The organism is Photorhabdus viridis (assembly GCF_040256935.1).
GTDB lineage: Bacteria > Pseudomonadota > Gammaproteobacteria > Enterobacterales > Enterobacteriaceae > Photorhabdus > Photorhabdus viridis.
In genome coordinates, this window is the sequence record NZ_JBEJZY010000004.1 from 1 (window position 1) to 20,413 (window position 20,413).

Consider the following 20,413-nt stretch of genomic DNA (forward strand, 5'->3'; position numbering starts at 1 on the left):
TTTTTTGTTAGAAGTTGCTGCCGGTCTTATTGCTTATACATTCCAGCCTAAAAAACCGAGCTTGAATCTACGGGATAATGAGATCGCTATCTTTAAACGAAGCTGAGGTTAATTAACTCTATAAATCAAAGATCATGAATAATCAATGCAAAAACAAACTGTTTCTTTATCGTCAAACATAACTTCTACAACGTGAAAAAGCTAGCCGTAATGCTGCACCCACTTCCTCAGGGGAACTGTCTGCCGGGATGATGACATAATCTGACTCGACAATACCTTGTCCTGTCCAAAGCTCAAGTTTTTTGTGACCATAGGGCATAATAGTTATCACACCATCTAACAAGCGAATATTGCAACTGTTCATCTTCTTGAATAACTGACGTTTTGAGCGATAACCATAAGATCCCATCATCTCTGTGATCCAGTTTTTATACTGTTTGTCATTTGCATCATGATCAAAATAATCCCCATACTCATCAAGTGGGATTATCCTACTTTTTGATAAAGCATCAAGTACAGCCTTTCCCAACTCTTGATCAGATACAACTGGCTGTAATAGGTGTTCGCTTCCTAAGGGATCTACCCCTAATAAACCGTTGCCTGAATAGGTTTGTATTGAATAAAAATCACCATTAAATTTAGCTCCGGCATTCAACCCTTGGTCAGGATGATTGTTCATTATTTCACCACTGTAATTTTAGCGGTCAGGCTCATTTAATAACTATTTGAATCTTTTCGAGATAATTAGCGGACACATAATAGTGATTACGTGTCCATCTTAATTAACTCTCTAAATCAAAGATCATGAATAATCAATGCAAAAATAAACTGTTACCTTATCGTCAAACATAACTTCTACAACGTGAAAAAGCCAATCGTAATGCTGCTCCAACTTCCTCAGGGGAACTATCCGCAGAAATTACGACATGATCAGATTCAGAAATACCATCTTCAGACCAGCCTTCCAATTTTTCATGGCGGGATGGCCGGATCGTTATTTGACCATCAAGCATACAGATACCACAGCTTAACATTTTCTTAAATAACTGCCGTTTTGAACGGTAATCATAAGATTCCATCATCTCGGTGATCCAATTTTTATACTGTTCAGCATTTGCATCATGATCAAAATAATCCCCATACTTATCCAGTGGGATTAGTCTGCTTTTTGATAAAGCATCAAGCACAGCCTTTCCCAACTCTTGATCAGATACAATTGGCTGTAATAAATAGTTACTTCCTGAGGGATCTGCTCCCAATAAGCCATTGCCTGAATAGGTTTGTACTGAATAGAAATCACCATTAAATTTAACTCTTGCATTTAACCCTTGTTTGAAATTTTCGCTCATTATTTCACCACCGTGATTTTGACGTTAACATTTTTACCTGTTCCATAAGTTATAGCGCGATTAATTTGCTCCCACTGATCTACTGTTGTTGTCTTCGGTACAGCAATACGCATTTCTCGTTGTGAAATTATCGAAGATGTTACCTCTTTATCATCTTTAATGTACCCTCGGAAATCTGCCGCTGAATCAATATTCCCTTTCATTGACGTATATATCTGCTTGGGATCTTTTATCCTTGCTGGTGTACGTGTATCTATAGTTTTAACACTAATAGCTGTACGTGTAGCGGGATCATAAAAATCAAAAGTTTTGAAATTCTCTGGCAACCGAGAACCTGCTGGCATCTGCGTAGCAACAAAGTCCTCAAAAGGATACCCCTGCTTATAGTTCCCTTCTCCCCACGCCATTTGGGTCTGACTTCCATCTTTTTCTACCCGATACACATGACGAATGTCTACTGCTGAGTGTGGATCTTTTGAGATGATTTTCGATAACTTAGCCGTGGCAGACGTAGATCCTTTAACCGCCCCCAAGCCACCGCCAGCCATACTGGCTATTCCAGTAACCAGTTTTCCTATCTCCAGCCCCGCATTATAGGCTCCCTCTGGACCCGCTTTTTCATATTCGGCTTTGACAACATCAAGCTGCTTGAGATAACTATCCTTTGTTGCCTGCCAGATAAAGCCGGGCATATCTTCCTGAATTAACAGTGTCCTGAGCGATTCAATGACTTCCGAAGGATTAGAGACCGCACCGACAATAGCCATCACGCTATCATAGAGTTCTGATGGAATACCGGAGACAAAACCTGCCGCCAGATGACCATCTTGTGAACCACTCATCAAACCCCATTTAGCAAAAATCTGCGCCTTTTTAAGGTAGTTGGATTCTGCCGCCAGTTCTTTTTCCATTAATTGCTGCTGGTGATGAGCCAGGTAATTATAACGGAAAGTGTTCTCCGCACCGCTTGCGCCACTATAAGCACCGTCTGCTTTACCGGTAAATACCGCACCGGCAAAACCACCAAAAACACGGGCAATTTGTGCTTGTCGCTCCGAGGTTTTCTGCCATTCTTCGGCTTTGATAAGATTATCTCCCATCATGATACCCGCCAGTTCCGCAGCCAAAGCCCCCGCCATTGCACCTTTGGCATTCCCCCGGCCAATTTCAGCACTGATACCTGCGACAACAGCGTGGCTTAACGTTTTGCCCGGCACTCCCAGGACCTCGCCATTATCACCAATCAATCGGGCGCCTTCCGCGTTAATCTGGCTGCCAATATTAGCCAACAGAGCCGTAGTCAAATTATCTTTAAAACTGCCGCCGTTAATGGTGGTATTCAGGCTGGAACTGATAATGGATTGACCCGCGACCCGCTGGATGACTTTATTCCAGTCACCATTGCTGATTTGAGGTAATTTCGCTTTTGTGGGATCTAATGTAGTGCCATCAGCCGCTTTATCCCATCCCATGTAGGAATCAAATCCGGCCAAGGCACCCCCAATCGCCATTGAGGTAATGGTTGATTTAACCGCATCACTGCTACCTAATACTTTTAGTGCTTTGGATATATCCCCCTGATTGTCCACAATAGCAACAGCTGCCTGTGCAGCCAGTGATGACATCCCCGCAGTTAACGCACCACCCGCAACGCTATTACCCGCATAAGATGCGACAGATGCTGACAGAGAACTACCTGCTGTTGCCGCCGCCGCTGCAATAGCAATCACCGCAGAAACCACCGGATTTAAATGCTGGCTCTTGTGATCCCAACTGTTATAAGCATCTTTGACCAAATTCCATTGAACATCTTTACGTTCACTGAGTCCTTTCAGCCAAGCCGTTTCCGGCGTATTACCGAAGATTGATATGGCATTCTGTAATGTCTGACCATTTTTTGCTTTGATATCCGCGCTAACACCATTTGCTGCATCTACAGTAAGTTTTCCGCCGATATGAATAGCAGGAAGAATCCACGTATCTTTGGTATAACCTTTATCCCTATGTTTGATATAAAAGCCTTTAGAGTTGGTAATGGTCTGTTCGAAAGTGGTATTTTTTACCGCTTTAAAATTGACCTTACCGTGAGTGCTGGTCAGTTTGGCATTTTTATTAGTGGAGATTTTACTGGCTTCATAAGTACTGTCATCCCGGCTTAACAGATTAATATCACCACCAGCGGTAAATTCAGTAACTTTATTAGTGACATCATGACGGGTACGTTTAATGGTTTTCTTCTTGCCATACCATTTACGCTTTGTCTCTGTTTTCTCATAGTGGCTGGATTCTTCCATCGCCTGAGCGTATAGATAGCCACCTTTTGCCGCGACATCCATCGCACCTTTTAGTAGCCAGTTTAGTGGCCTGTAAAAGAATGCTACCGTTTGAGATAACGGTCAGTACACCGCCGCTAGTCAATTCAGTGCCTTGCTGAGTCACCGATTCGGTGAATTCCCTATTACCTTCCCGGTAGGTGTGATTCTGTACCGATTCAAAACGCATATTGCCACCGGAGGAGAGCGTGACATCACCATCAGAAGTCAATTTAGTACCCGCAGTAGTGAGGGTACCATTTGCCGCTATTGTCAGTTTTTTATCACCACGGACTTGAGCAATAATATGTCGGTCATCTTTGTTGTTATCATTCGCCTTGTTAATTGCAGAATAAGCAAGGGAAGGCAATGTGATATTTCCTCCTGCGGATAATAATGTGTTACCGTTAGCCTGTATCTGAACAGCTTTCCCATGAATATCACCACCGCTCATTATGCTGATATTATTCTTTGCAAAAATTTTGCTGCTGAGTTCTGATGAGTCGCTGGGTATGAGAAGACTTCCCCGATCTCCTAATTCAGCAGAACTCAGATCAATCTGTTTTGCCGCACTTAAATAAATATCTTTTCCGGCTGACATATCTGAGCCTTTAGCATAAAGATTACCCCCGGCGTTAATCGTCAATGATTCTGAGGCATTCAACATGCCTGCTATAGGTAAGCGCTCATTTCTTTTCTTTGATTTTGCAAAAATATAGGTATCTGCATGGTTTTCTATCGTAACATCACTGTTGGCTATCAGAGATATATTTTTACTCGGCTGTAAATAGACATTTTGTAAAAGAAGGTTTTTACCGGCGTTGATAGTTAAATTACCGCTAGCACCTAACTTGTTTGATGCTGGGTGATCGCCAGTAGCATATTGGCCCCAGAGATAACCGAATTGATCACCATTCTTAAACTGAATGTCGCCATTACGGCTGATAGCAGTGACATCCCTTCCTTTTATATTACTTTTCCAGATATTGATATTATTTACGGCAGCAATAGATAAACTATTTTGTGATGAAAGTATTGAATTCTTGAGGACAATATCGTTCTCAGAAATAATATTTAATTCATCAAAGGCTCTAATTTTATCCTTGAGGGTTATTTGTCCACCATGCAATAAGATATTTTTAGCTGACAATATTTCTGGCAGTTTTTCACTGTCGATTGGGCGATCATTGAATAAACCTAAACCAGAAGGGGATTTATGAGGGTAGTCAGTATCAATATTAATGCTGTCGCTAAAGTCAGCGATAAGATTACCTTTTGCTATGATACTTGCCCGTTCAAGAATAAGGTTGTCTTCTTTTATATCATATTTTACTTCACCTGGCGATAAAATATGATAACTTTTATCATCCCATTGGTGATATGTGTTGATTTTTTCAAGGATCTTATTAGAAGAAAGTTTATAGATACCGGAGGGGGTATTAAGTGAATCGGTTATAGATACATAAGTGTCCTTAGGGAAGTATTCAAAGAGATTAAGATACCCTGATGTTTCCTCAGATATTCTGCTTGTATTTAAAAGTTTTTTTCCGGTTAAGAAAATATCTTTTTCGGCTTCAATTTTGCTCAATTCCTGATTTGATAATATATCACTGTTAATATAAATATTTCCACCCGATGTGAGAACACTGGGTTGCATACTTTTTAAATTATGTCCATGCTTATATTGCGCTTCGAGAATGTTGAAATTCTTATCTGCCGGGTTGGGTGCTGTTTCTCTTTTTTCAAAATAATAGATACTGCGGGCGTTATTCAGCGCATTAGTCCTGACAACCAAATCCCCCTTCACGGTTTTTATCGTTGCCGATCTATTCTCGACTAACTGACCTTTATTTCCCTGTGCATCTTTTTGTATCCACATATTATTGTTGGCTTGCAGCAAGGCTTTATCACCGGTATTACGCACGGTGTCACCGAATACCCGCATATCCCGACCAGCGGTTACGCTGCCTTTATTCTCCAGTGCCGTGTTTGCCAAGGTAATATCCCGTTCTGCCTGTATCTTAATATTGGGAGCGATATGAGTTTCTCTGGCACTAAGATTAAAATCCATTTTAGCTTTGGCATTTCCCAGTTCAATTTTACCATTAACATTTAAAGTAATATCACGCTGGTCGCTGATTAAATCTTTCAAGTTAACCCCAACGCCATCTTCAGTAGCAACCAAACGAATTTTATTGGCATACATGCCGCCTAATGCTTTGGTATCAACGGCTAATTGAGGTTTAGCGCCTTCCCCTGTGATTTTTTTCACTGTGCCATCGTTAAAATCAATCCGATTAGCGCCCTGTGTAAAAGACAAGTTGTTAGCCTGAATTTTTCCATTTAACTCAGTCGCCCGGCTGATAATGTCAATATAATCTGTCGCCTTGCCATCCAACCCTTTACCACCAATCGTAATTTGGCCTTTTTTGACTTCCAATGCTTCCAATGCACCCTGTTTGTCAAACTGAGGTTTCCCGGTAGTCAGTGTTGCGCTGGAGGTATTAATAAAGCCACAGCCATCACAGGTAATGCCGTTAGGGTTGGCAATCATCACATTGGCTTTATTACCTACCACCTCCAACTTGCCCTGAAGGTCAGACCGCCCGTTACCGGTGACTTCATTAATAATTAATTCGGCTGCTTTACCTTTCAAGTTGCTGTTTGCATTTATCTGCCCGGCTAATTGTGATTTAGCCGCCTGAGTGGCGTTATTGAGTACAGCGCCCTGAGTAGCAACATTAAACTCTTTATAGGTGTTGTGAGATATCCCTGCTCCATTAGGAGTAGCAATATTCACAACCGGGATATTGCCCTGGTTTTGTACCTGAGTATGATTATTATCAGGTGTGATCCCAGCGGCTATAGCCGGATGAAGGGGATATACTGAGGTCAGATAAATTAAAAGATAACAAGCGCCCCTTGCCATAGGGTTGTTACGTCTATCCATCGTTCTATCCTTTCTTAATTTAAGTACAAGGTTATTGGTATAACTCCCTGTATTACATCACTAAAAAATCAGTGATGCAGACCAGTAAACCACCCAGTTATCCGGTTTCAGATGGTTAGGGTGGGTCAATGGCGTTCCTAAAGTCATCATCTGGCTGAACCTGCGATTGGTCAGTGAGACACCAAGCGCAGTACCTGCAACGTTACCGCCATCAATTTGTCCTGTTTTTTTCTGTAACCAACCGGCATCCAACGCACCGATTAAGGCCAGTTCACCCAGTGCGGAAAACTTTGACACCTGCCAATTCAATTCGTTGCGCAAATATCCACCGCGATTACCGGTAAGGTATTGCTCTTTAAACCCCCGAACGGAGTATTGCCCGCCCAATGAGAGGCGTTCGCTGGCGTAAAGGTTGTCCAATGTGGTCTGGCCGTAAATGGATGAGAGGTAATAAATGGAATCCGTGACCGGAATAAAATAGCTAGCACTCAGACTGAATTTGCGAAATTGACTCCGTGGAGTATCGGGGAAATGTGGGTCATCTTTTGTAGCACCTAACACGGATAGGCCACGACTCAGTACAGGATTGAAAGTGATATAACCACCCGCCAGTACTGAACTGTAATTAACGCCAAAGTTGATAACACTTAATGTCGGACTGCTAATAGATAATTTCTTTCCCGCCATCACGTTGGTCGTCTGACGGCGCATCATTCCTACATTCAGTACAAGTTTCTGCTTACCGTCACGATATAACGTCCGATTTACCACCAGCCGATGAGTTTGGCTGTCACCTTCATAGCGATAGATTTGTGAGTCGATCGGAATGATTTGAAAAGAATCATTCCACAAATATTGGTAGGTAAACAGCCAGTAGCCATAAGGAATTGTTACATAGGAAGAGAGACTCCGGCTCTGGTGGTTATTACGAAAGTCACTGTTACGGCTGGCTGATAATGACCACTGTTCAGCAAAATGTAATAGATTATCCAAACTCACACTGACATTGATTTGTCCAGTGCCTGTACTTTTTTGACCACTATTATCCGTTCCAAAGCTGGCACTGACCGACACACGATGTGATACTCGTTTCAAGATAATCGCAGAATAACCGGGTTGCTTTCCGGGCTGAATATCAATCGTCATCTGTTGGGAAGGAAGCCGGTTAAATTGTTCCATCCCTTGTTCAATATCCCGTAGATTCAACGTTTTACCAACTATTCCCGGAAAGGCCATTTTCAATGAGAGCGGTGTTTCATCGTCAAGGCTGATTGATTCAACTTTACCTTCGCTCACGGTAATAATGAGGATACCGGTAGATAAATCCTGCGCCCTGAGTCCAGCGCGGGAAGTGACATAACCCCGTTCGATATAGGCATTCGATACTTTACGCACCAGCCCATTGATATCCTGTAAGGTTAAACAACGGGATAAATAAGGCCGTGTTAAATCTTCCCGCACTGATCGGGAAAGGCTTTCAACACTGTCAAATTGAATATGGTTAATAGTATGGCAAATAGATTCAACTCCATCAGGCTTGGGCTCTAAAGATGGAGATAAAGTAATGTTATTACGCATAGCATCACGCTGCTGTTGAGCTTGCTGCAGCAATACCTTCTGTTGTTGAGTGATAATCTCCTGATCTGCGGGGCTAATAAACTCTGAAGCATAAGCCTCCCCTGATATAGCTATAGCTAACACAACAGATACCGCGAATCTTCTAAGACAAACAAATATTCTTTCCATTGATAAATTTCATTTCACAATAAGTTAATTGTTAAAAGAATTAATAATGTCTTATCTTACCCGTCAATTCAGATAATAATAATGAATATTACTTTTAAATGTGATCAATAACCTTATTTATTAACATTTAATAGAATTAGTAACTTTCCATACTTAACGAAATACACAATCCAGAATAATACAAACACACATAATGTAATTATTTATTTACACATACTGTAACCGTTATTTGACAGAAATAACTTAATCCTTTAGCCTCGTTTCCATAACTATTTCAATCAGTTCAGAAGCAGAGGAAAGCGTGAAGAATCGCACTATTGGCAGTATTTTTATCGTCGCCGGGACGACAATTGGTGCAGGGATGCTGGCTATGCCACTGGCTGCGGCCGGTGTTGGTTTTGGGACAACCTTCGTGATGTTAGTCGCTCTTTGGGTTTTGATGAGCTATACCGCTTTATTGCTGGTAGAAGTTTATCAGTACAGCCCAGCAGATACCGGTTTAGGAACCGTGGCAAAACGTTATCTGGGACGTGGTGGTCAATGGCTTACCGGTTTCAGTATGTTATTCCTGATGTATGCCCTGACCACCGCTTATATCAGCGGCGCCGGTGAATTGCTTGCAGGCAGCCTGTCTTCATGGCTGGATAAACCTGTTCCGATCTCATTCGGAATACTGATTTTCACCATGGTCGCAGGTTGTGTTGTTACTATCGGTACTCAATCTGTCGATATGATTAACCGCTTGCTGTTTACTGCAAAAATCATCTTTCTAGTGATTATGTTGGCAGTCATGATGCCTCATATCAAAAACACTAACCTGCTCTCCATGCCCCTGGAGCAAGGTCTGGTATTATCAGCAATTCCCGTAGTATTCACCTCTTTTGGCTTTCACGGCAGTGTGCCAAGCATCGTGAGCTATATGGGCGGCGATACCCGCAAGTTACGCAAAATATTTGTTATCGGCAGTGCTATCCCATTGACGGCCTATATTCTGTGGCAATTAGCAACACTGGGAGCCATTTCTTCCCATACTTTTGTCGGCATACTCGCAGAACAGGCGGGGCTGAATGGGCTGTTACAGGCAGTGAGAGACGTCGTTGCCACTCCCCGTGTAGAGCTTGCTGTTCGTCTGTTTGCTGACCTGGCGCTGGCAACCTCATTTCTTGGTGTCTCTTTAGGTCTATTTGATTACATGGCGGATCTGTTCAAACGCCGTAACAATGCGGCAGGCCGCCTGCAAACAGGGATGATTACTTTTGTTCCGCCCTTGCTTTGCGCGTTGTACTATCCAAACTTTGTTATGGCTCTGACTTTCGCCGCTGTAGCACTGTCTATTCTTGCTCTGCTGCTGCCTTCAATACTGGCATGGCGCAGCCGCCAAATTGAACAAACAGCTTATCGGGTAATAGGCGGAAAGCTCGCTTTGGCGCTGGTATTTCTCTGTGGCATCGCAGTTATTGCTATCCAGATTGGTATTGTCAGCGGACTGCTGCCAGAAGTGGGTTAACCCTAAGTTGAAATTGTCCGCATCAGAAATGATGCGGACTGAGTTCATAAAAACAGTTTAGAAATTTAAACCGGCGCCAACATAAAACCCATCAGCCAGTTTGTTATCCCTGTAGCCCTCTTTCCCTCTCATATTCATCACTCGATAACCTGCATCCACTGTCAACGGCTTAAATACAGTAAAACGCAATCCCCCCGTCGCTTCAGTATAAGAATCAATGCCCGAAGTTAAACTGGATGGCGCACCGTAAACTTCACCGTACAGAGATAAAGACGGCATAACCGCCCAACTCAAACCCATACCGCCTGCCAATGCCTCACCCTTTTCCCCATCTTTAGGCGATAAATAAAGCACCTTACCGCCAATGCTAGCGGTCAATGGGCCGACGGGCAGGCTGAAGGCGGTTCCCAAACTTCCCAGTTGCCCATTATGATCACTGCGTGCCCAGTTACCGTTAAAAGATAATCCAGCACCGTTATCACCAATTGCAGCTGAAGTATTGGTGAAATGGCGACCAGCCTGAACATTCACCGAAATCGCATTGGCTGTCCCGGCAATGAACAATAAACTGGTTGCTGCTGCGGCAAAATAAGCCTTCATATATTTCCTCTTTATTTACTTAATGTTAAGCATCTTACTTAAATAGAACTAAACCTGTAGACAACAAAAGGAAATGAATCATCTATACTTACTAAATATGTGTGAATTTTTCATTTCATTTACTTAATAATTAACTATATAAATAATTTAATATTAAACAGTAAAGAAGAAAACAATAAATAACTTATAGAAAAAATACAACATTTGAATTTTAACATTTGACCAGAACTGTTTTTTTTAATCAGCGATTACGCTGTTTTTTTTCATGTAAAACAGGAGAAGTGTGATGAAAAAGAGAGGACTTACAACGAATGCCGGAGCCCCTGTCGTTGACAATAATAATGTCATAACCGCAGGCCAACGGGGTCCTATGTTGTTACAAGATGTTTGGTTCTTAGAAAAACTTGCCCATTTTGACCGTGAAGTTATTCCAGAGCGCCGTATGCACGCCAAAGGCTCTGGAGCTTATGGAACCTTTGTCGTTACTCACGATATCACTAAGTACACCAAAGCTAAGATTTTCTCTGAAATAGGCAAACAAACAGAAATGTTTGCCCGTTTCTCAACCGTTGCCGGTGAGCGCGGGGCAGCAGATGCGGAACGTGATATTCGTGGTTTTGCGCTTAAGTTCTATACTGAAGAAGGTAACTGGGATTTAGTCGGTAACAATACCCCGATATTCTATCTTCGTGACCCCCTGAAATTCCCAGACCTTAACCATGTAGTTAAACGTGATCCGCATACCAACCTGCGAAATCCTGCCTATAAATGGGATTTCTTCTCTCATCAACCTGAATCACTGCATCAATTAACCATTGATTTCAGTGACCGTGGCATACCGAGATCTTTCCGCCATATGCACGGTTTTGGTAGCCATGCATTCAGCTTTATCAACTCAGATAATGAACGTTTCTGGGTGAAATTCCATTTCCGTTGTCAACAGGGCATTAAAAATCTTTTGGATGATGAGGTGGAAGCGCTGGTCGGTAAAGATCGCGAAAGCTCTCAGCGTGACTTGTTTACTGCAATTGAGCAAGAAGATTACCCACGCTGGAAATTAAAAGTTCAGATTATGCCAGAGAAAGACGTTTCTCAGGTGCCATACAATCCGTTTGATTTGACAAAAGTATGGCCTCATGGCCATTACCCAATGATTGATGTCGGTTATTTTGAGCTGACCCGTAACCCTGAGAACTACTTCTCAGAAGTTGAACAAGCCGCTTTCAACCCTGCGAATGTCGTGCCAGGTATCAGTTTCTCCCCTGATAAGATGTTACAGGGCCGCCTGTTCTCCTATGGTGATGCTCAACGCTATCGCCTTGGCGTTAACCACCATCAAATTCCAGTTAATACACCTCGCTGTCCGTTCCATAATTACCACCGTGATGGAGCAATGCGTGTAGATGGCAACAGCGGAAACACAGTGACTTATGAACCAAACAACGCCGGGTTGTTCCAAGAACAACCTGAATTCAAACACCCATCATTGTCTTTAGAAGGAGATGCTGACCACTGGAACCACCGTAAAGATGAAGATTATTTCAGTCAGCCCCGCGCACTGTTTAACTTAATCAACAGTAAAGAGCGTCAGCGTATGTTCGACCGTATCGCCAGTGAACTGTCACAAGCACATGAAGAGACTCAACGCCGTCAGGTTGAGCTATTTAGAAAAGTTCACCCAGAATATGGCGCTGGTGTCGAAAAAGCACTGCAAAAATTAAAGACTGATTGCTAACAACACCATATCATTAATTATCTCTGCCCATGACTCCATCAGTGATAATGGGCAGTACGAAATTCAGCATATTGATAGCAAATCAAAATAGCTCAAGAGAAACCAGGTAAATCCAATACCCATTTTTTGATCTGCTGACGGGAAATTTTAATACCGTCATTTTTAAACTGCTGAGGTAAGAGATAGTAAGCTGCCGGGCGCTGAAAAGCAGCCAGTTTATCAACCAACCATTCAGGTAATAAATCAATAATTTCAGGCGAGTTACTATCAATGACAACGACAGGTCGATAACCAAATTCAGGATCGGGCACAGGAACAGCGAAACTTTGTTCTACCTGCGGATAGGTATTAATCATTCGTTCAATCTCTTCCGGTTGAATGCCTTCTCCACCGCTGAAAAACTGATTATCCATCCGGCCAAGTATTCGTAATTCACCCTGCTGTATCACTCCCCGATCACGGGTATGAAACCAGCCGTCACGATCAACCAACGGTTGTAATTTTCCATCCAGCCAATATCCACAGGCTAGGCTGTCAGAACGAATTTGAATCTCCTCCTTGATCAATCGAACTTCCTTGCCCGGTAATGGATTTCCCACACCAGGCAACTCATCGGCCCGTTTAACGCATACTGTTGAAGCCAGTTCGGTTAAACCATAACTACACCAACAACGAATACCTTGCTGCTCTGCCCTTTGCGTCAATTCAACAGGGATCATCGCCCCACCCAGCAGCACTTCCTTCAAATTCGGCGGCTGATTTTGCGACTGCTCCAATAACCGCCAGAGCTGAGTCGGAACCAATGAAGCGTGAGTACAATCGGCTAAAGCCTGCTCCAGTGGATTAATATTTTTCAATACCAAAGCAGCCCCTTTCATTAACCAACGCCAGATAATCCCCTGACCAGATACATGAAACAACGGCAATGAGAGCAACCAGCTATCTTGCTGCTGAAAATTCATCACAGAAAGGACATCCCGCGCACTGGAAAAATGCGCATGAATTGAGTGAACGGCAGCTTTAGGTAACCCGGAAGAGCCGGAAGTCAAAATCATACTGGCAGGGCGCATTGCATCCCACGCTGCTGAGTTAGCATCAAAATTCAGTGGTTCACTTTGCCAATCAAGGGATCTGGCATCTATAACCGGCAAATCGCCACCACAGAAATCAGCAACAAAATCAATATTCAGATGAGGCAGTAATTCAGACAGCAGTACTTCTGGCAACTGAGGATTCAGTGGCAACACCCGGGCGCCACACTGTAGTGCTGCGAGATAACTCAGCAACATCTGTTCGCTATTTTTCCCCCGTAGCATTACGCCACTACCTTCAATTACCCCCTGTTGGCGGAAATTTGCCGCGATCACATCCAAAGCAGCAACCAACTGATGCCAGTTTAAAACGCGGTCACACAACCGAATGGCAATCTTTTCGGGGTTAAAAGATGCCCAGTAGCGCCACGGCCACTGGGTAAATGGATTTAACTGCGCCATGCGATGTCCAATTCATCCAATCCGATCGCTGGAATCGTACTATCCGGCCAGCGGCGCACTAACTGAGACTGAATAAGTTCCAGCGTATCCAACCCTGGAATGGTCGCAGGCGTCAGCCAATGAGCAATGCGGGCAAGTTGAGTCAGACCAAAACTGGTTTCAATACTGGAGCTGATCACCGCTTCCAATCCGGCATTGTGCGCTGTTGAAATTAACTGACGGCAACGGGCAAGGCTTCCTGTCAAGGTGGGTTTGATTACAATAGCAGCAACACCTTCCTGGGCCTCCACGTTGAAACCTTCATCATGGAGACTCTCATCCCAGGCAATGGCGATCCCAGTATCACAGGCAAAAGCGAGAGATTCTGCCGGGGTTTGACAAGGCTCTTCCAAAAAGGCAATCCGGTGGCGGTAATCAGGATCAACATATTTAGCAAAACCATCCGCTTTAGCGCGGCTCCAGCTACGGTTAGCATCCAGTCGCAAAGATAAATCCGGTACCGCTTCCAGCAGAACATTCACCACCATACCATCACGCACCGCTTCATACAGCCCGACTTTCACTTTAGCAACCTTCGGCCCACTCATTTCACTGAGACGAACAATCAGTTCATCAGGATCACCGCTACACAGTGGCGCTTTCCGGTAATCAGCTTCTTCCGGCAATTCACCCTGTAATTCAGCTAATGCACAGCTAATCCCAAATGCGACAGAAGGCAATTCACTTTCGCCCGGTTCAGCACCAAGGCACCACAGTTTAAGCCATTCCACCGCAGCTTCCCCCGCCTGCTCAACAGTTTCTTTGCTGAATTCCGGCAGGGGTGAAATTTCGCCCCATCCCTGTTGACCATTTTCCTGCAAGTGAACCAACAAACCATCACGGGTTTTAAGCCGCTGATATCGCAGGATAACGCCTGCCTCCAGCGGCAGTCTGAACCGGTATAAAGTTGCAGTACGCATTATGGGTTACGTTTAAATTTGCTGAAATCAGGTTGGCGTTTCTCATTAAAGGCGTTACGCCCTTCCTGACCTTCTTCTGTCATGTAGAAAAGCATAGTGGCGTTACCGGCCAGCTCCTGCAATCCAGCCTGGCCGTCACAGTCAGCATTCAGAGCAGCTTTCAGACAACGCAAGGCTATTGGGCTATTTTCCAGCATTTCACGGCACCAGCGAACAGTCTCTTTTTCCAGATCTGCATAAGGTACAACGGTGTTAACCAGCCCCATATCCAGTGCTTGTTTCGCATCATATTGACGACACAGGAACCAAATTTCGCGGGCTTTTTTCTGACCGACAACCCGCGCCATATAAGATGCCCCCCAACCGCCGTCAAAAGAACCGACTTTAGGCCCAGTCTGACCAAAAACAGCGTTATCAGCAGCGATAGTCAAATCACACACCAGATGCAATACATGACCGCCCCCAATCGCGTATCCGGACACCATAGCAACGACGGGTTTTGGACAAGTACGGATCTGACGCTGGAAATCCAGCACATTCAGGTGATGGGTGCCTCTGGCATCTTGATAACCACCGTAGTCACCCCGGACTTTTTGATCGCCGCCAGCACAAAAAGCTTTTTCACCCATACCGGTCAGGATAATCACACCGATAGTGTCATCATAACGGGCATCATCCAGCGCTTGCATCATCTCTTGAACAGTCAATGGACGGAACGCATTACGTACGTGCGGGCGATTGAGGGTGATTTTAGCAATGCCATCAATGGATTTGTGATAAAGAATATCTTCAAATTCTTCAGAGCAGTCCTGCCATTCAATCGGGGCATACAGCTCTTCTTCGCTCGGGTAAATCATATTCGTATTCCTTCAATCAAAGAGTGATAAAAAATGGTTTACTGCCGCAGCAAACGCCGCCGCGTTCGATCGATGAGCATTATGCCCAACATGCGCAATGGTTTGCAGTGGTAAAGCGCAGTACTTTGCTACTTGCTGAAATTTTTCGTCTTTTTCGCCACACAGATAAGCAAAAGGTAACGCCAATTGTTGCAGTTCAGGCACCAGCCAAGGTTGGTATCCAAGCGAGGTATTTTCCAGCATATCAGCCACACCATCGCCATAATTATGACTGCGTACGTTGATCAGTTGCCGGCGCTGTTCAGGTAATAGATCAGAAAAAACCGCCTGCTGATACCAATCGGACAAAACCTGTTCAATCGGCTGAGAACGAAAACGTCTGGCCCAGCATCTATCATGTTCAAGACGGGCATCTCTCTCCTGTTGGGAGAACAAACCGGGGTTTCCTCCTTCAACCAACACCCCACACAATCCCTGAATATCACCATAACAGACATGACTCATAGCGATACGGCCCCCTAAGGAGTAGCCAATCAGCCAGTATTTATCAATTTGCTGTTTTGTTAACGTTTCAGACAGCAGACGACTCATATCGGTGAAATCTTTTACCTGAACATCCTTGGAATCACCATGACCAGGCAGATCGATTACCAATGAGGGATAATGAGCGCACAGATTCACTAATGGCAACCATTCATCGCCACTACCCAATAATCCATGCAACCACACCAACCAAGGACGGTCATTGTGACTGTTGAACTTGCGACCAGCCAGACTCACAACATAGCCACCTGTTTTAAAAGCTGTTGCAAACACTCAACCCCTTCTTTATCTGGCACTTTCAGTTCAATCAGCGTGGTTTCATTTTGTTGCCATGCCTGCTCAGTACATTGCCGTAATTCAGCCCAGCTTTGTGGACTGGCGTAATTCAAACCAAACATCGCCGCCGCATGATCAAAATTAACATGCTGAGGCATACAGTAAAAACGTTGCCTTTCCTCTTCCGGCGTAGGCAGTAAAGAGAAAATTTGTCCGCCATTATTATTTACCACAATTAATACGGTTGGCGCAGAAGGATGACGCAGCAATGCCAGGCCATTCAGATCATAAAGTGCAGATAAATCACCGATAATCGCCAGAGTTGGCTTTGCCGTTGCCCGTTGCATGCCTGCCGCAGTGGAAATCAATCCATCAATACCGCTTGCCCCCCGGTTACTGTAGACCGGATACCCTGCCGGTAATTGCCCAAGTGCATCTATCAAACGCACAATCAGGCTGTTACCCACAAATAACTGTCCATATTCAGGCAGTAATTCATCTAATTGATAAGCTACGGCGGCTTCACTGAACTTCCCTGCTAATTCTGTTTTGACGCAGTTAACTGCTTTCTCTGACCAGATTATCAGCTCTTCTGCCCACGATGCACGCGATTGTGCCGGATGAGCCAGTAACCAGTCAGCAATACTACAGGTTAATTTTCTGCCACGATGATTGGCGGGATCAAGCCGGCCAGGAATTGGATCAATAATCCAAAACTCCTCCGGCTGGCATTTAGCCTGCCACTGCAACAGACGTTTTCCCATCAGACTGGAACCAAACTGAACAACCAGTTGCGCTTGCGCCAAAATTGCCTGTGCGTGAGGATTATCCAACCATAAATCGGCACAAGGCAATGGTTGCCCGGTTTGTGAAAGCGCATTACCAATCAGCGGCCAGCCTAACGTTTTTGCCCATTCAGCAACATAAATCCCCTCTTCAGCACTTATTCGTCCAGCCAGTACAACCCCTTGTTTCTGTTGCCAATATCTCCAATCCGGCACTTCTGCCACCGCACAGATCGCCGGCTGACTTAACCAAGGCTTATTACTGTTCCACCAGTTGCCTAGCTGTTGCCGCCACGCATAATAAGAAGGCTCTTCATTACCATATAACGGCTCCGCGAATGGGCAATTAATGTGCAAGGCCCCGTGTTGCAAGTTCGCCATACCATTATCTATGACAGAAGCCAGCCAGCTTGCAGCGATATCGTCTGTTGGTCTTGGCAAAGAAATTGTCTGAGATGGATGAGAAGCAAAAATACCCTGCTGATGAATAGCTTGATTCGCACCGCAATCTATCAATTCTGGTGGCCGATCGGCAGTCAGGAAAACCATGCGTTCACCCGTTAAGCCAGCTTCGATTAATGAAGGATAGAGGTTTGCCACCGCCGTCCCGGAAGTGACGATAATCCCAACCGGCTCTTTACTTGCTTTGGCTAATCCCAGTGCCAGATAGCCTAACCCGCGTTCATCAAAATGGGTATGACAAATCAGTTTGTTATTTTCCGCCGCGGCCATTGTTAAAGGCGTGGAACGTGAACCTGGCGCAATGCAAACATGACGTAATCCGTGGCGGGTAAGTGCTTCCAATAAAAGTTCCGCCCAGCGGCGGTTAAATGCGCTGTTTGACATATTTCACTCAAAAAACATTGATAAAAGCTCGCTGTCAGCTTAACGACACGGATAATTTTTTCTTTATCCTAGTTCAATGAATTGCCATTTAATCGAAGACTTGTTTTCACCGACTACGGTGCTTTATCTGACAACTTGCAGCCATAAGCGGTACAACAGATAAGGATTCACCCAGTATCAATTGAATCTTGCTCTATCACTACCTTCTCCAGCCTTTGCCTGCATCAACGACCACCTTGGCAACTTGATTTATAGTCTTTGCCCCAAAAAACATGATAAAAAGTAGGATTATACGGAGCATTAATAATAATTAAAGCCCTGATTATTTGTGTAGTTATACGTATTCAATTATATTAGCGGCGAAGACTCTCTCTACAATGTTGAGACAGCATAAATCAGACGTTTTGCTCTTCCGATAACGAATATTAAGTTCATTAATATGATCAATTTGCACTATGTAATTTGCAACAAGGCAACTCTTTCACTTACTACTAAAAATTTACTAAATAAAGACTGTTATTATAAGCCAGGAAATAAAAAAACCTTTATTTTCCGAATAAAATCCTTTCTCTAAAAAACATATCTTATTTGCACAATAGTAAAATAGAATTATAAAAACACCCCCCTTATTTGTTAACTCCGGCCATTATATGAACAATTAAGACTTTAGTAAAAATAGGGTTCTAAATCTTTATTTCATGACACAAGATAAGTAGGGTGCAATCTTACCCATGTTTTAAACATGCCATAAACGGTAAATCAAAAAGAAAGAGATTATATAATCATTACATAACAACACAAATGTAATTACTTGTTTTAAAATACATTTTCATACAAATAGTATTTAAATATTTCATATTTTTCATGCTAACATCAAGAAATAATATAAAAAATCAAAACAAATAAACAAGCAAACCAAAGTATTACTTTCAAACTTAACTATCAACCATTAAAAAAATAACAATATTTAATTCCATATATATCACATTTATATATTAAAAATACCTAATTTCAACTCCGCTCAAAATGAAGGCAAATGTTTAATTAAAATTATGAATTAATCTATTTTTTCAACAAACAATCACGCTAATCAATGTATTTTTAATTAAGATTACTCAATAAAAAATACAACGAAAATTCAACAGCATGGGTATTATGACATCCGGTTGTGCCTTGATGTATTTAACAATTTTTTCAATAAAGCAATAACCAATAATGGAGAAATATATGTTATTAGTTCAACTTCCAGCGGAAAAAACACTGAATGAAACAGATATTCCCTCAGCTACCTTGCAATTACTGACAGGTAAACAAGCAGGTGTTGCCCGCCCCGGCGGAATATTTACCAAAGAAGACCTTATTAATATCAAATTGTATGTTAAGAAAGGTCTTTCACTGCCTTTTAATCTGGAGGAAGTGAAAAACTATCTAGGCTACCAAAAGGTCGATATTCCTGGACTGGAACCAGCAGATATTCATACTTTATTTGAAGAAATCCGCATTCACTCACTTAGCTGGAGCGGAGTGGAAAACGATATTATGCAACAGAGTATCGATCTGGAAATTGTCGGTAAACAAATTACCGAGACCGGAGGGAATATCATCAGCATCATTAATGAGATGCCAATTATTGAACGCATAAAGAAAAAACTGGGAGAGTTATCGGATGGACAATTAGCCAGTATCACCTACACCAATGAAGATAAAGAGGTGTCGCACGCACTGGAAGAAATCCTGGATAACATGAAGAACGATATTCAAAAACAACAACAGAAAACCGAAAAAGTCAAAACCGAAGTATCTGATTTCAAGCTCAAATTGATCGGCGGCAGGCTCTCAAATGGCGGTATTGCATTTGGTTTACAGCCACAGGTAGAAAATAAGAAAAAGCTGATGAAAGACAATAAAATGTCAGTTGGCATCAAAGATCTGGATGAAAAAATTAGCGAGAAAAAAGCAGAAATCACTCAGCTTAAGAAAGACTACGACAAATTCGTGGGCTTGGCTTTCTCCGGCATCGCTGCGGGACTTATTGGCCTTGCTATTACAGGTGGTATTTTTGGTGCTAAAGCAGAGGAAGTACGTAAACGGAAAAACGTATTGATCGAAGAAGTGCGCGGCCTGGAAGAAAGCATCAAAGGTAAACGTGCATTGCAAGAATCTATGGCTAATTTGTCTCTTGACTTTAGCGATATTGATACCCGTTTGCTGGATGCAGAAATCGCACTGAACCACTTGGATTACATGTGGCAAGCCATGCTAACTCAGATCAATGCTTCCAAAGATAAATTCGCCGAAATTAACGATGCACTGAAACTGACCTCTTTTATCACTAAATTCCAGCAAGTGATAAGCCCTTGGAAAGAGGTAGAAGGTTCCGCTAAACAACTGGTCAAGGTTTTCGATGAGGCGTTGAAAGAGTACAAACAGCGCTATAACTAATCACAACTCTCCC

Annotated in this window: 14 protein-coding genes and 1 pseudogene; 4 read left to right on the forward strand and 11 right to left on the reverse strand. The window is 43.2% G+C overall.

The features are described 5' to 3' along the window. Window positions 1-106 (forward strand): annotated as a pseudogene (locus ABR397_RS25400) (IS982 family transposase); the annotation flags it as partial. Window positions 107-172: 66 nt separating this feature from the next. Here the strand turns inward: ABR397_RS25400 and ABR397_RS02465 are convergent. From ABR397_RS02465 to ABR397_RS02485, 5 genes are all read right to left on the reverse strand, one after another. Continuing rightward, window positions 173-679, reverse strand: a complete 507-nt coding sequence (locus ABR397_RS02465; RefSeq protein ID WP_149617425.1) for a contact-dependent growth inhibition system immunity protein — start codon at window positions 677-679, stop codon at window positions 173-175. A 163-nt stretch (window positions 680-842) separates the two neighbouring features. Next, a complete protein-coding gene (locus tag ABR397_RS02470) occupies window positions 843-1,349 on the reverse strand; it encodes a contact-dependent growth inhibition system immunity protein (RefSeq protein ID WP_350304324.1) in 507 nt (168 codons plus the stop codon). After that, window positions 1,349-3,685, reverse strand: a complete 2,337-nt coding sequence (locus ABR397_RS02475; RefSeq protein ID WP_350304325.1) for a DUF637 domain-containing protein — start codon at window positions 3,683-3,685, stop codon at window positions 1,349-1,351. Before ABR397_RS02475 ends, ABR397_RS02470 begins: the two co-directional genes overlap by 1 nt. Continuing rightward, window positions 3,621-6,611 carry a filamentous hemagglutinin N-terminal domain-containing protein gene (locus tag ABR397_RS02480; RefSeq protein WP_350304326.1) on the reverse strand — a complete coding sequence of 997 codons (2,991 nt, stop codon included), beginning with the start codon at window positions 6,609-6,611 and terminating at the stop codon, window positions 3,621-3,623. The genes ABR397_RS02475 and ABR397_RS02480 overlap by 65 nt, the downstream gene beginning before the upstream one ends. Window positions 6,612-6,671: 60 nt before the next feature. After that, complete coding sequence (locus ABR397_RS02485) at window positions 6,672-8,357, reverse strand: ShlB/FhaC/HecB family hemolysin secretion/activation protein (RefSeq protein ID WP_350304327.1); 1,686 nt, start codon at window positions 8,355-8,357, stop codon at window positions 6,672-6,674. A gap of 301 nt (window positions 8,358-8,658) precedes the next feature. Between ABR397_RS02485 and tyrP the strand changes: the two genes are divergently transcribed. Beyond that, window positions 8,659-9,864 carry a tyrosine transporter TyrP gene (gene tyrP / locus ABR397_RS02490; RefSeq protein ID WP_350304328.1) on the forward strand — a complete coding sequence of 402 codons (1,206 nt, stop codon included), beginning with the start codon at window positions 8,659-8,661 and terminating at the stop codon, window positions 9,862-9,864. 57 nt (window positions 9,865-9,921) lie between these two features. On the opposite strand, the gene ABR397_RS02495 is transcribed toward tyrP, so the two are convergent. Continuing rightward, window positions 9,922-10,464 carry a YfaZ family outer membrane protein gene (locus tag ABR397_RS02495; RefSeq protein ID WP_350304329.1) on the reverse strand — a complete coding sequence of 181 codons (543 nt, stop codon included), beginning with the start codon at window positions 10,462-10,464 and terminating at the stop codon, window positions 9,922-9,924. Between the two features lie 286 nt (window positions 10,465-10,750). Here ABR397_RS02495 and ABR397_RS02500 point away from each other — a divergent pair, with 286 nt between their 5' ends. Continuing rightward, a complete protein-coding gene (locus ABR397_RS02500) occupies window positions 10,751-12,199 on the forward strand; it encodes a catalase (RefSeq protein WP_350304330.1) in 1,449 nt (482 codons plus the stop codon). Window positions 12,200-12,291: 92 nt separating this feature from the next. Here ABR397_RS02500 and menE read toward each other — a convergent pair whose 3' ends face one another. Genes menE through menD form a run of 5 tightly spaced genes read right to left on the reverse strand, consistent with a single transcriptional unit; the run spans window position 12,292 to window position 17,958 of the window. Next, entirely contained in the window at window positions 12,292-13,692 is a 1,401-nt protein-coding gene (gene menE, locus ABR397_RS02505) for an o-succinylbenzoate--CoA ligase (RefSeq protein WP_350304331.1), read from the reverse strand. Further along, window positions 13,680-14,651 carry an o-succinylbenzoate synthase gene (gene menC, locus ABR397_RS02510; protein ID WP_350304332.1) on the reverse strand — a complete coding sequence of 324 codons (972 nt, stop codon included), beginning with the start codon at window positions 14,649-14,651 and terminating at the stop codon, window positions 13,680-13,682. The genes menE and menC overlap by 13 nt, the downstream gene beginning before the upstream one ends. Further along, entirely contained in the window at window positions 14,651-15,508 is an 858-nt protein-coding gene (menB, locus tag ABR397_RS02515; protein WP_350304333.1) for a 1,4-dihydroxy-2-naphthoyl-CoA synthase, read from the reverse strand. The genes menC and menB overlap by 1 nt, the downstream gene beginning before the upstream one ends. Before the next feature lie 12 nt (window positions 15,509-15,520). After that, window positions 15,521-16,288, reverse strand: a complete 768-nt coding sequence (gene menH / locus ABR397_RS02520) for a 2-succinyl-6-hydroxy-2,4-cyclohexadiene-1-carboxylate synthase (RefSeq protein ID WP_350304367.1) — start codon at window positions 16,286-16,288, stop codon at window positions 15,521-15,523. Further along, window positions 16,285-17,958, reverse strand: a complete 1,674-nt coding sequence (gene menD / locus ABR397_RS02525; RefSeq protein ID WP_350304334.1) for a 2-succinyl-5-enolpyruvyl-6-hydroxy-3-cyclohexene-1-carboxylic-acid synthase — start codon at window positions 17,956-17,958, stop codon at window positions 16,285-16,287. The genes menH and menD overlap by 4 nt, the downstream gene beginning before the upstream one ends. A 1,215-nt stretch (window positions 17,959-19,173) precedes the next feature. On the opposite strand from menD, the gene ABR397_RS02530 reads away from it, so the two are divergent. Next, window positions 19,174-20,400, forward strand: a complete 1,227-nt coding sequence (locus tag ABR397_RS02530; RefSeq protein WP_407072851.1) for an alpha-xenorhabdolysin family binary toxin subunit A — start codon at window positions 19,174-19,176, stop codon at window positions 20,398-20,400. Window positions 20,401-20,413: the final 13 nt, after the last annotated feature.